The 12,241-nt window shown below is 38.1% G+C and carries 11 protein-coding genes; 4 read left to right on the top strand and 7 right to left on the bottom strand.

What is annotated here, in order from left to right:
- Positions 1 to 216: 216 nt before the first annotated feature.
- Entirely contained in the window at positions 217 to 1,251 is a 1,035-nt protein-coding gene (locus V7K56_RS16150; RefSeq protein WP_334911892.1) for an aspartate carbamoyltransferase catalytic subunit, read from the top strand.
- A gap of 181 nt (positions 1,252 to 1,432) precedes the next feature.
- Complete coding sequence (locus V7K56_RS16145) at positions 1,433 to 1,873, top strand: pentapeptide repeat-containing protein (RefSeq protein WP_334911888.1); 441 nt, start codon at positions 1,433 to 1,435, stop codon at positions 1,871 to 1,873.
- A 65-nt stretch (positions 1,874 to 1,938) separates the two neighbouring features.
- Here the strand turns inward: V7K56_RS16145 and V7K56_RS16140 are convergent, their stop codons facing one another.
- A complete protein-coding gene (locus V7K56_RS16140) occupies positions 1,939 to 3,279 on the bottom strand; it encodes a TldD/PmbA family protein (RefSeq protein WP_334911887.1) in 1,341 nt (446 codons plus the stop codon).
- Positions 3,280 to 3,461: 182 nt separating this feature from the next.
- Positions 3,462 to 4,934, bottom strand: coding sequence for a TldD/PmbA family protein (locus tag V7K56_RS16135; protein ID WP_334911886.1), 1,473 nt, complete (start codon positions 4,932 to 4,934; stop codon positions 3,462 to 3,464).
- Positions 4,935 to 5,262: 328 nt separating this feature from the next.
- Between V7K56_RS16135 and V7K56_RS16130 the strand changes: the two genes are divergently transcribed.
- Together V7K56_RS16130 and V7K56_RS16125 are read left to right on the top strand one after the other, a co-directional pair.
- Complete coding sequence (locus V7K56_RS16130; protein ID WP_334911885.1) at positions 5,263 to 6,321, top strand: ParA family protein; 1,059 nt, start codon at positions 5,263 to 5,265, stop codon at positions 6,319 to 6,321.
- A gap of 10 nt (positions 6,322 to 6,331) precedes the next feature.
- On the top strand, positions 6,332 to 6,718 hold the full coding sequence (locus tag V7K56_RS16125) for a hypothetical protein (protein WP_334911884.1): 387 nt from the start codon (positions 6,332 to 6,334) through the stop codon (positions 6,716 to 6,718).
- 549 nt (positions 6,719 to 7,267) lie between these two features.
- On the opposite strand, the gene V7K56_RS16120 is transcribed toward V7K56_RS16125, so the two are convergent.
- The 5 genes from V7K56_RS16120 to V7K56_RS16100 all read right to left on the bottom strand — a co-directional run bounded on the left by V7K56_RS16120 (position 7,268) and on the right by V7K56_RS16100 (position 12,190).
- Positions 7,268 to 8,026 carry a glycosyltransferase family 2 protein gene (locus tag V7K56_RS16120; RefSeq protein WP_334911883.1) on the bottom strand — a complete coding sequence of 253 codons (759 nt, stop codon included), beginning with the start codon at positions 8,024 to 8,026 and terminating at the stop codon, positions 7,268 to 7,270.
- A gap of 45 nt (positions 8,027 to 8,071) precedes the next feature.
- On the bottom strand, positions 8,072 to 9,376 hold the full coding sequence (locus tag V7K56_RS16115) for an NAD(P)/FAD-dependent oxidoreductase (RefSeq protein ID WP_334911882.1): 1,305 nt from the start codon (positions 9,374 to 9,376) through the stop codon (positions 8,072 to 8,074).
- A 91-nt stretch (positions 9,377 to 9,467) separates the two neighbouring features.
- The gene (locus V7K56_RS16110; RefSeq protein ID WP_334911881.1) at positions 9,468 to 9,824 is read right to left on the bottom strand and encodes an EamA family transporter; all 357 of its coding nucleotides are present in this window, start codon (positions 9,822 to 9,824) and stop codon (positions 9,468 to 9,470) included.
- Positions 9,825 to 9,846: 22 nt separating this feature from the next.
- Positions 9,847 to 10,230 (bottom strand): EamA family transporter, encoded by a 384-nt coding sequence (locus tag V7K56_RS16105; protein WP_334911891.1) that lies wholly within the window; start codon positions 10,228 to 10,230, stop codon positions 9,847 to 9,849.
- Positions 10,231 to 11,971: 1,741 nt separating this feature from the next.
- A complete protein-coding gene (locus tag V7K56_RS16100) occupies positions 11,972 to 12,190 on the bottom strand; it encodes a hypothetical protein (RefSeq protein ID WP_334911880.1) in 219 nt (72 codons plus the stop codon).
- Between the last annotated feature and the right edge of the window lie 51 nt (positions 12,191 to 12,241).

Raw genomic sequence — 12,241 nt, 5'->3', positions numbered from 1 at the left:
GACGAGTCTTTGATACTTGTGAATGAGTATTTGATACTCGCCGACGAGTCTTTGATACTTGTGAATGAGTATTTGATACTCGCCGACGAGTCTTTAATACTTGTGAATGAGTCTTTGATACTCGCCGACGAGTCTTTAATACTTGTGAATGAGTCTTTTAACTCTACTCCCCCTGCTCCCCTACTCCCCTTCTCCCCTTATCCCTCCCTAAATCCTATGCCTACTAGCACCTGGAATCGTCATCACATTCTTTCCCTAGCTGACTTTACTGCCGCTGAATACGATACAGTTTTGCAAACTACGGCCAGTTTTCAAGAGGTGCTATCACGGCGAACAAAAAAAGTGCCAACTTTGCAGGGACAGGTAGTGGCGAATTTATTTTTTGAATCGTCTACCCGGACTCGCAGTAGTTTTGAACTCGCAGCCAAACGCTTAAGTGCGGATACGCTGAACTTTGCCGCAGCCACATCTTCTATGACTAAAGGAGAAACAATTCTCGACACGGCGAAAACCTATTTGGCTATGGGAACTGATATCATGGTAGTTCGCCATCGAGAGGCAGGAGTACCGAATGTGATCGCAGCTGAAATGGATCGTCTAGGTGTACGAGTTAGCGTCCTGAATGCTGGTGATGGTCAACACGAGCATCCTTCCCAAGCACTGCTAGATTTATTTACCATAACTACTCTAATTGACCCAGATCGCCCACGACTGGAACTTTTAAAAGGGAAAAAGATTGCCATTGTTGGGGATATTCTCCATTCTCGTGTGGCGCGATCGAATATTTGGAGTTTAATTGCCAGTGGTGCCGAAGTGCATCTGGCAGCACCACCAACCCTCTTACCTAAATTATTTGCTGAGTTTATCTCGGAGGAAGTAGAAGGTAGGAGTCAGGAGTTAGAAGTCAGGAGTTATTCTCCCAATCCCCAACTTTTTTTACATTGGCAGCTAGAACCAGCTTTGCAAAATGCCGATTTTGTCATGACTTTGCGCCTGCAAAAGGAACGGATGACAGCTCATTTACTACCAAGTTTGCGAGAATATCATCAGCTGTTTGGCATTACACGCACAAAACTGCAACTTTGTAAACCTAATGTCAAAGTTTTGCATCCAGGCCCAGTTAACCGTGGTGTTGAAATTAGTTCTGAATTGATGGATGACCCAGAATTTAGTCTCATTCAATCACAAGTTACCAGCGGTGTTGCTGTTCGGATGGCACTGTTGTACCTATTAGGTAGCGGCAAAGCTTAATATAATTTCAGTTTGAAATTTACTCCCATCGGACTACCTAACGGAAGAATACCTAGTCTCATCGAAATTATATATTCCTCCGAGCGCATGAGGACAGAATTTTTTAATCTTGGCACACTGGTATCGTACAAGTTCAGAGAAGTTGAGAATTCAATAACTTCTAGAAGTGTCGGAGGTGAATATGAAACGAATTTTTTTGACGGCAGCAGCCTTACTCAGCACGCTATCTTTAGCTGCTCCCATTCCCGTCAAAGCCGAAAACTCCGCCCCTGTCCGCCGCTTGTTAGAAACTAGAGAATGTTCGGGATGCAATCTAGCAGGAGCCAACCTCAAAGGCGCTCATCTAATCGGTGTTGACTTGAGAAATGCAAATTTAAAAGGAGCTAATCTCGAAGGTGCCAACTTAGAAGGTGCAGATTTAACTGGAGCTAATTTAAAGTCTGCTAATCTTACACAAGCATTTGTTAGCGATACGATGTTAAATAATGCCAATCTTACCAACGTGAATTTGAGTAATTCCCGTTTATATAATAGTGACCTAGATGGCGCTGTTTTAGCTGGTGTTGATTTAAAGGGTGCTGATGTATTTAATACTGCCATTAGCATTGGTGGTGAATACTAATGATCAGTCATGATTTCCAAGTGATGAGTTAAGAGTTAAACTCTTAACTCTGCACTTCCTAAGTTTTATTCGCCGGTAATCGATAGTTCATTAACCCAGATTTTCGGGCAAACCCCACCTGGCGTTAACTCTGGCTCTTTTTCTACATAAATAATTGACTTCAAGAGTTCTAAGAAGTCGCCAGCAACAGTTGCTGACTCAATACTTGTCCTCACTCCCTTATTAACTAGCCAACCATCAAACGGCAAAGAAAAGGAACCTTGCAAGGATTTAACTCCAGCATGGAGAGCTTGTAAATCATCGATAAAAATCACATTTTCAGCAGTTTCTAAGCTCAACTCCTGATCAGAAGTTGCTGTTGAAAATACATGATAAAAATTCGGACTAACGCTGACTTTTGCGCCAATACTAGCATTACCCGTTGGCTGGGCATTTAACCTTTTAGCAGTGCCTGCACTATGGAGAAATCCTGTTAAAACGCCATTTTCAATCAGCGAAATTTGACGAGTGGGAGTTCCTTCGCCATCAAAACTTTCGGCACCAACGTTAGCTAGGTGCAGTGCATCATCGTAAACTGAAAGCAAAGGAGAAGCAATTTGCTTACCTAAATCATCAGGAGTAGACAGACTTTGATTGTCTAAAATACTTTGGGCATTGAACAAGTTAGAAAAAGCACCCAACAGACTTAAGAAAGCTTCCGCAGAGAAAACAACTCGATATTTACCAGTTTTGATTTTTTCATAGTTCAGGTGACTGATAGTTTTATCGGCGGTTTCTTTGATGCAACCATTAATATCTAGATTATCTAAACTTTGGTTGATTCTAAAAGCGCCTGCACTGCGCGGTTTTTTGCCATCTTCCTCAGTTTTGCTGTAAAGATAAACTGATGCCAAAGAGTGAGATTCAGTTCTCACTGCGCCGTCGCTATTAAGATAAAATCTGTCAATATCTCTTTGTGACAAACCATTATAAGGTACACCTTTAATTGCTGGATGAGCTGCTAGTAATTCTTTTTCAGCTACCAACAATTTTTCTATAAGTTCAGCAACAGGTGCTTGGGGCGTTTTATCCTGAGGTTTACTTGGGATAGGAGCAGTAGCCTCTGGACTAAAATCAGGAACATTTTCTTTAACACCAAAGAAACTGGCTTCGTAGGCAGTTTTCAAAGCTAATTCCAGTCCCTTGGTGTCTACATCTGTGGTGCTAGTTACACCCATTGTATTATCTTCATTCCAGACACGAACAGTAACACCAGAGCGATTTGAAGCTTTGACTTGTTTTGGCTCTCCTTGGTCTACTTGCACGCTAGTGTCATCTACTGTCGAGCCATAAATGTCGAATTTCTTAATGCCAAGCTTATCAGCATTGTCCTTGGCAGAATTTGCAATCTCATTGATATTCGGCATAGTTAATTTTAGATTTGGGATTTAAGATTTGGGATTGGAAACGATTCCTTTTTTGATATTAAAGTTTGGATTTTGGATGTTATGACTTATATTTGTTAGACGAATAACTCGTAATGCCAGCTGCTTTGTTCTAGCCTGAAACTTCTGCTCATTCACAATCCAAAATCCAAAATCTAAAATTCTTATCGTCCACCTACAGTAATAGAATCGACCTTAATGTGGGGTTGTCCGACTGTGGTATAAATACTGCCACTGACTGAGCCACAAAAACCTGGTGCAATTTCCAAATCTTGAGAACACATGGAAATTTTATTCATAATTTCCTTGGCTTCACCAATCAAAATTGCTCCCTTTAGCGGTTTGGTAATTTTGCCATTTTCAATTAAATAAGCTTCATCAACACTAAAGTTAAATTGACCTGTAGCACCAACGCTACCACCACCCATCTTTTTACAGTAAATACCTTTATCAATGGAGGCAAATAATTCATCATTGCTATGTTCGCCAGAATCAATATAAGTATTACGCATCCGGCTAGCAGCAGCATAGGTATAATTTTGGCGGCGTCCACTTCCAGTTCTGGGGTGTCCGGTGCGTGCAGAACCTGTTCTATCTGCTAAGAAGTTTTTCAGAACGCCTTTTTCAATTAAGAGGGTTCTTTGAGCAGGCATACCTTCGTCATCCATGTCAATTGTTCCAAAGGCATTTTCAGAGCGCCCTTCATCCCAAGCTGTCAAACTTTCGTGGGCTATTTTTTCGCCTTTTTTATCAGCAAAGGGAGTGGTATTGCGTTCAATTTGAGTGGTTTCGAGCAGGTGTCCGCAGGCTTCGTGGAAGATTACGCCGCCAAAGTGATTGGCCATAATGATGGGATAAGTACCCGATTCCACGTAATCTGCGTAGAGCATTTTTCCAGCCGATTCTGCTATTTTTTCGGCGGCTTGTTGAGAATCCCAAGTTTTCAGGAAGTTGGCATCACTAGTGTTACCTGCGCGATCGCCAATTGAGGTACGATTAGCACCATCAGCACACAACAGGTTAAATCCTACTGACTGCGTAAGGCGAATATCACGCGCAAAAGTCCCGTCACTAGCGGCGATTAAAACTTCTTGCCAATCCCGGAAATAGCTAGCACGGCGCGATTGGACGTGGCTAGCTTTTTGCTTCAGGTGGGCTGTACCATCTAGGAGGATTTCTCCCATTTCTCGGATGGAGCTACACATCGGTAGCCATGCATCTTTACCTCTTTTGGTGGCGTAATCTCTGAGTAATTCCAGGTTAATTTCTGGGATGAAAGCTTTCGCAGTGGGTAGTTGTAATCCCAAGATAGAAAGACCTTTTTCTAAGGCTGCTTTCAAACCGGAAAACGAAAGGTCATTAGTGCTAACGTAGCAATCAGCTTTGCCGCGAAATACCCTGACTCCCGCGCCTGTAGACAGACTGGGTGAAATACTGGTGATAGCGTCATCTTCTGCAAGAGAACTAATATAGTTGCGACGCTCTAAAAATAATTCGATAAAGTCAGCACCAGCGGCGCGTCCTAGTCCCAGAAGGGTAGCCAGAGGGGCTTCCCAGGTTTCATCGAAACGCTCTGGTGTAGAAGAATATTGGAGAGTGGGAAGTTGATTCGAGAGAAGTAGCGTACTTGTAAGCATGAGTAGCCTCGTCTGCTGGCGTAGTTCAGAGATTTGACTGAAAAATCCTAGTGTGTTCAGTCTAACAAATGAGTGAAAGCCACAGTTGGCAGTTATGCAGTAGGGGTTTCCTCACTGCACTTGGACCTTAGCTTCTACGCCTAGATAAAAGTCACCAGAAGAAGAAATATCTTAGAAGTAATGCACTTGAGGGAGCGATCGCTATCATGCAGGAGTCAAAAGAAAATACAGTTTACTAAACTGTATTTTGCGACAATAGGGGGTAAGAGTTTCATAGCATTGCCAATACACGCAGGGACTGTTTTACCTCAACAAGGAATATAAAATAATGAGTTCGTATGCTTTTTGGAACAACAAAGGCGGCGTGGGAAAAAGCTTTCTTTGTTTTGTGGCTGCTGCTGAATATGCTCACCGTCACCCCGATACAGATGTTTATGTAATTGACCTATGTCCCCAAGCCAACGTCTCAGAAACCCTACTAGGAGGATATCTCAATAGTCCAAAGGCACTACATTCTTTAAGCAGTAAGATACCACGTTCGACAGTAGCTGGATATCTGGAAGCACGTCTAAACTCTCCCTTCAGAATGATTACCGATGTATCTCCTTATGTTTGTGATCCAAGGGAATTCAACCCACAAATACCAGAAAATTTGAAACTCGTATGCGGGGACAATCTTCTTGAAATAATTTCTGAAGCAATTAGGCAAACATCTGAACTACAAATACCAATTGATGCTTGGAAACAGGTGCTTAATTGGATTCGAGATTTAACAGTTTCTCTGCGTATATTTAGTGGAGAGAGAGATACTGTATTTTTAATTGACTGTAACCCTAGTTTCGCTATTTATACACAACTTGGTCTGGTTGCAGTAGAGGGTGTAATTGTCCCATTTACTGCGGAAAAAAGTTCATTTTATGCGATTGAAAATGTGGTTGCACTTTTATATGGTATAACCGATCCCAATACTGCACTATATGCAAAAATTAGCTTTGCTAAACGTGCAAAAGAAGAAGGTGTATCTGTACCAAAATTATATGCATTTGTTCTTAATCAGGTGACAATGTACGCAGGTATAACTGCTTCTGCATCCATAGCTATAAACAAAATGATTCAGAAAACTATGGATGATATACATCAGAAAAATCGTCATATTTTCGCTAATCCTAAAGACTTACCGAGTAATAGTTTTCTTGAAATTCCCAGTAAAAGTATAATTGAAATTCCTGCTTTTCACACTGTTGCTGTGGTTGTTGCGACAACTGGCACCCCTTTACATAAACTCAAACCAGGTATCAAAAAAATTGGTGAACAGCAAGTGCAATTAAATCCAGAGCCATTACAGAGATATCGAGATGCACTTGAAGAGTTTGTGAATTGTCTATAAGAGCATCGCCGTGCCATCACTAGCAGCATTAAGGTACGATAAAGCGGCTTATAAGGCTCGTGTCCTGCGTGATACTGCAACAGATCCCCGCTTGCGCCCAATATTAAATAGCCAAACTCAAGTCTATTATCACTCTGCTCTAGCAATGTTTGTTGCTGGATGGGAGGCTTATATTGAGGAACTAGTTCGCAACTTTTTTGATGTAACCGCAAATCCTTTAGATCCTCAGTTTCATGCTGTACATTCTATTGCTAAAAATGCAGCAGAGCGATCGCTTAAACAATTTAATACACCAAATGCAGATAATTCGCGTAACCTTTTGTTTCAATATACTGGCTATGACCCTATGAATGATTGGGTTTGGTCAAAAAGAAGCATGAATGCACTCGCCACTTGACAGATGCTAAACGATATTCTGCAAGTCAGACACAGTTTTACTCATGGTTATTCCAATTCCCGCATTTTCTTGGACATAAATACCAACTGGAAAAGTTCGGCTTACCGCTAAAGGTATTAAGGATGTTGATGCCTTGTTACAATATCTTGTCGCTGTTACTGACCTTGGTATGAAGCAAAATATTCAAATTATCTATAGCATAGTTGCGCCCTGGTAATCAATGAAGAGAATGCTTAGAGAATCAGTTGCAATACTAGATGTAATAATTTTTCATACATAATTATAAGACAGTCTCAGACTGTCTTATAATTTCTGAAACTATAGAAAGGAAGATGCACCCAGATATATTAGTAAAAGCAACAATTTCATTAAACAAACTTATTTTTGATTTCTGCCTTGCTCATCCCTATAATCCCACCGTTGAGAAGTTAGTATTTTCCCATCCAGTTAATTCTTAGTGAAAACCTATTTCTTATCAAGGTTTATTTACAATTTGCCATTTTAAGTGGAATTCTTGCTGTTTCTTGCTCATTAAGAATCCGAGCTAAATTAGATAGTTGCCCCTGTTGATTTGAGATTCTTAAACAAGAGCTTTAGTGTTCGAGTAATAGTTTTAAGAATTTTCATTTTGCTAGCAGTGGGCTTTTGATCGTATCTCAAAACCATTGGAATTTCCACGATTTTTGGTTTAAGGGCTTTGGCTTTCAGCAGTAAATCTATCATGCAAGCAAATCCACTTTCAGTGAATAGATTGTCCCCATAATACATGTCCAGTTTACTGAGGAAAGTACGGTTATACAGTCTGTAACCACAAGTGTAGTCTTTTACGCCTGGTACACGGGCGGCAATTCTGAAAAGCCAACTGGCTCCGTAACTCAGCAGCTCTCTAAATTTTGATAAGCCTATGACTTTAGAACCTTTTCGATATCTAGATGCGATCGCAATATCATAGCTCCCAGCTATCATAGTGTCATACATTTTTATTAGCAGTTCTGGTGGTTGAGTATTATCGCAATCCATTGCCGCTAAAAAATCACCTTCTTTGGAAATTTCTAAGAAAGTCGTGAAACCTGTTTTAATTGCTTGACCTAAACCAGCATTTTTGGGATGTTGGACTAATTTCAGTAATATACCTAGTGATTGAGATTCTTTTAAAGCAGTCTGAGCAGTTTGATCGCTACTGCCATCATCAACAAGAATCAGTTTTATCTCTATATTAAAGATTTGCTGCAATGTTTGAAACTTTTTGAACAAGGGTCGAATTGATTCTTGCTCGTTATATGCGGGTAAAAGAACAAAAAGACTCATAAAGACCTCGTGTGATTTTTAAAATAAAATGTGATTACTCAAATTTCAAGAATTAAGTAATGCTGATTTTTTGAGAAATTCATCGACTTGTCGAACTACTGCGTTGTTATTGACGCTATCATTGACCAACTGTGAGGTATTAACAACGAAAAAATCATCGTTTTCAGTACTCACTTTGGGAACAAGGCTTGAATAATTTAAAACTTGTAGTGGCTGTACTTTTATCGCTCGATTAATATGTGCCGCTACAATGTCATCTGCTTTGAGTTCGGGGAACATTGAACGTATACCTTGAAAAAATATTGGACGTAATTCGTCATCTGGTTGTTTTAATAACGGGTTAGTGGAAAGTATATATTTTGGTAGGAATGTAATGTGATACCCTGCTGTTTCTTGTAAAGAAACTAAGTTACTCATCCCAATAACTCCGGTAAAAGGAATATTTTTATCAGCAATATTTACTACGTAATAAGGAATGAGAGGTTTACGAGTAATCAGTACTATGCAGATTACACCCAGGTATTCTACTGTTTCACCAGTGTTTGAAACTTTCACCAGTTCCTTGGCAGCAACCTGTTGCAAGATATTAACTGGGCCAGTAAAGATAACTTTATCAAAATGCTCTTTTTTACCCTGATGTTCTACCCACATTCCACCCCCTGGATGAGGTGCGATATATTCAACTGCAACACCTTTGTGAATATCACCTCCAGCCGCATAAATTAATTTTTCTATATGGTCAAAAACAGTTTTATAACCGCCAGAGACATAACCAAGCTGTTCTTTATTTAATGAAGAATCGCGCGCTGAAAATAGTCGTTTGATATAAGCCCAGATAAAAACTGCTGATATTCGCTTATAGTTTTCTCCTAATTTGGATAAAAGCAAAGGTTTCCAGAGCTTTTCGTATGTGTTTTTACCACCGAGTTTCAATAGCCAATCTTCAACTAAAATCTTCTCTAAACGCCGCCAGTTATTAAGACGTGAACCATATAGGAGAGTAAAAGCTAATCTGATTTTACTGATAAGTCCAAATAAAGGAAAACGTAGGAATTCTATACTGTTACTAATAGAATAAAACTTTTTATTGTCATAAAAGCCTGTTAAACTCCGATGCCAACGCAGTTTATCTCCAAGACCAATATCTCTGATAAAATTTATTAAGTGAGTATCAGAAGGTAAAATAACGTGATAAAAGCGATCCCAGGTAAATAAACCGTAATCATGATAAGTAGTAAGTCCACCAAGCTGCTTGTTGCTATCAAAGACAGTGACTTTATGTCCTTGATGTGAAAGACGTTGAGCTAATACTAGCCCAGTTATGCCTCCGCCAACGATACCTATATTCATAAATTAAATTTAGATTTTGTGAAAATGTTTTAGAGGATGATGTTCAGAAGATGTTAATACTAAATAATCTGATTATTTGCCTATTAAGCTATTAATGTACAACCAGAATTACGCCAGTTATAATAACGGAAATTCCTAACCACTGGCTAAATATAACTTTTTCTTTTAAAAGATAGTGAGATGCAATTGGTACAAATGCATACATTAATCCTAAAACTGGAAAGGCTTGACTTAAAGGAATTGTCCGCAATACATAAAGCCACAATATAGTCATAAATGTATAGCAGATAAACCAAATCAAAAAATAACGAGATAATAAGAGATGTTTGAGAGAGCCACTTTCTCCTTTACTAGAGTTAGAAATATAAAATCCATACTTGAGTGAAAGTTGAGCTGTTGTTCCAAACAAAACGACAAGCATTAAATTTAGCCAAGTAAAAATACTCATTTTTAAGTTTTTAAGTAATTAATTATCTAAATTTGAACTTTCTTATGGGAGTAACTACCAAAATAACACCTAAGAATATAGTGATTACTCCTACTATTCGAGTTAATGTAATCACTTCATTAAAAAAGTAGTATGAACCGAAAAGTATCCCGACATAATTTAAACTAGTCAGGGGATAAGCAATACTCAATTTTACAGATCGCAGAGCCAATATCCAATTTACTATTCCTAAACAGTAGACAGTAACAGCTAATGATAATTTCTGAAAAAACTCCCAAGTAAATACTCCCTCATTTGTATGAATCATGGCATTTTTCATCAGCAATTGTCCACAGATACTAAATAAAATACTTACAAACAAAATAATATAAGGGATTATTTTAAAGTTTGAACTTTTTTGCGACATAGATTTCATCGTACTTTGCCTTAATCAAGATAGTAGGTATGAACTGGGCAGTCAAAAACCAGTTGTTTTGAACATTAGGAAGACTATGTTGAAGTGACTGATATCAAAATGATTGTTGAAGCTCATGTCCCAGAGTTAAAAACTAAAGACTATGTCATATTCCAGTATGATTGCTCTATCATGAAAGCGTTCGATATGATTCAAAGTAAAGCACGCTTAATTGTTTTACTGGATTAGACTCCCAAGCAAACCAGTTTATTGCTTGACAATTGGGACAATCAATTTAGAGTTTGCCCAACTGTAAATTACAGATATTTTCTGTGCTACTTAAGTTTGCTCCAACACTATTTTGAGGGTGATCGCGATAATTTAGTAGTAGATGCAGACATAGAGAAAGTTGAGAACTTTGTCACAAATTCTCTCTATATACATAAAGTTTGCAGTGTGCGTAGGTGTAACCCGTCGTAGACATCCCTGATACTGATCTCTGATTCCACCTACATATTCAACAGATGCACCTAAATCAAAATGGATTGCTAAAATTTTTGATTAACCGATTCATTAACTTTTATCAGTTGTATCGTGCTGTAGAAATCTTTTAAAGATACTATTGATCTTCTCAAGCTATAAAACCTAGCTGGATTGATAAATATTCTCTATTTGGCTCCAGGAAAGTTGATTTATGTACTGACATATCTGTAATCTCAGCTAGCAATTAAGCCGATTTATAAAAGTAATGGTTTTTACTCAAATTCAGTATATATACGTGCTCTTTTTGGGCATGGAAACACAAGAAGTAATACAAGTCTGACTGGCTGCGTAAATCATAGAGAGATAAATTAATCTACAGAAATACGCTTTACAGGTTTATGGGAAATTTTACTGAATGTCCAAATAGAGCCTTTTTAACAAAATAACTAATGCAAACTAGCGTTGGCTAATCAACTTTAAAGTTGACGGTACTTACATTGAATTTGAGATATTTCTACACCATTTAGTATTGAAGTTGCTTGATTTTTGATCATTATTTCAAATAAGCTGTTTTCTCCAAATTTATTGTTACATGTAATTACTTACTAGAATACCACGAGAAAGGCATGTTGCAAATTTATCGTCATACTTTATCAAAAATTTATCTACTCACAAATACACTTAAACAAAAACTTTATAAAACAAAAATCCTCCTCTATCATGAACTTTTGTCTTGGAAATTTGTACATTTATGAAGTAATTTCTGGGTATTAAAATTGTATAAGTAAAGAGTTAGTATTAGACTCGATAAATACAAAGCTAAGAGTTGACCCAAGGAAATTTGAAACTTGAACAACACTACTTGCGCTGATAATATCACACAACGTTACACTAAATTACAGCTGTAATTTTTAGATGACAATCGAGAGTTTTAATTGTTTTTAAACTATCCACAAAAATCTTCATCTGAATTCACGTATCTCAGACAGAGTTAGTAGTGCGCCAATTTTCTTTGGCTGGATAGAGGTTTTTCTATTGATTGAACTCATTATCCTCACAAAAGTTTGTTGGTAATAATGATTAACAATCTAAACTGAATCTGCCAAGGTGCTAATACTAGACTTAAAATCAAGCTAATAGCTGCAAAGTATGGAATTTCATTAGTACTCTTTTTGAAAAAGCAGGCAGTAGCTAAGACAGTATATGGTGGTATAAAGAAAAACAACGCTAAGTTTCCTTGGCTGGATAGAGGTTTCTCTAAGTTGTTTTCCTATTGTTTGGACTCATTATCCTGTAAAAATCTGTTGGTAATGACGAAGACAATGATTAATAATCCAAACTGAATCTGCCAAGGTGCTAATACTAAACTTAAGATCAAGCTGACCGCTGCAAATACACCTGCAAGATATGCAATTTCATCATTACTCTTTTTGAACAAGTAGCCAGTGGCTAAAGCAGTACATAGTGGTATCAAGAAAAATAAAGGCATTTTACTAACCTCTGAACTAAAGGTTGTAGTGTTTTTAAAACAAATTTTTTG

The sequence above is a fragment of the Nostoc sp. genome (genome assembly GCF_036917535.1).
GTDB lineage: Bacteria > Cyanobacteriota > Cyanobacteriia > Cyanobacteriales > Nostocaceae > Nostoc.
The sequence above is the reverse complement of the archived record's forward strand: the minus strand, read 5'-3'. Positions and strand labels throughout refer to the sequence as shown.

What these genes read in the sequence shown, in the direction of transcription:
- V7K56_RS16150 (WP_334911892.1), top strand. Translation starts at nt 217, where the DNA reads ATGCCTACTAGCACCTGGAATCGTCATCACATTCTTTCCCTAGCTGAC.
- V7K56_RS16145 (WP_334911888.1), top strand. Translation starts at nt 1,433, where the DNA reads ATGAAACGAATTTTTTTGACGGCAGCAGCCTTACTCAGCACGCTATCT.
- V7K56_RS16140 (WP_334911887.1), bottom strand. Translation starts at nt 3,279, where the DNA reads ATGCCGAATATCAATGAGATTGCAAATTCTGCCAAGGACAATGCTGAT.
- V7K56_RS16135 (WP_334911886.1), bottom strand. Translation starts at nt 4,934, where the DNA reads ATGCTTACAAGTACGCTACTTCTCTCGAATCAACTTCCCACTCTCCAA.
- V7K56_RS16130 (WP_334911885.1), top strand. Translation starts at nt 5,263, where the DNA reads ATGAGTTCGTATGCTTTTTGGAACAACAAAGGCGGCGTGGGAAAAAGC.
- V7K56_RS16120 (WP_334911883.1), bottom strand. Translation starts at nt 8,026, where the DNA reads ATGAGTCTTTTTGTTCTTTTACCCGCATATAACGAGCAAGAATCAATT.
- V7K56_RS16115 (WP_334911882.1), bottom strand. Translation starts at nt 9,376, where the DNA reads ATGAATATAGGTATCGTTGGCGGAGGCATAACTGGGCTAGTATTAGCT.
- V7K56_RS16110 (WP_334911881.1), bottom strand. Translation starts at nt 9,824, where the DNA reads ATGAGTATTTTTACTTGGCTAAATTTAATGCTTGTCGTTTTGTTTGGA.
- V7K56_RS16105 (WP_334911891.1), bottom strand. Translation starts at nt 10,230, where the DNA reads ATGTCGCAAAAAAGTTCAAACTTTAAAATAATCCCTTATATTATTTTG.
- V7K56_RS16100 (WP_334911880.1), bottom strand. Translation starts at nt 12,190, where the DNA reads ATGCCTTTATTTTTCTTGATACCACTATGTACTGCTTTAGCCACTGGC.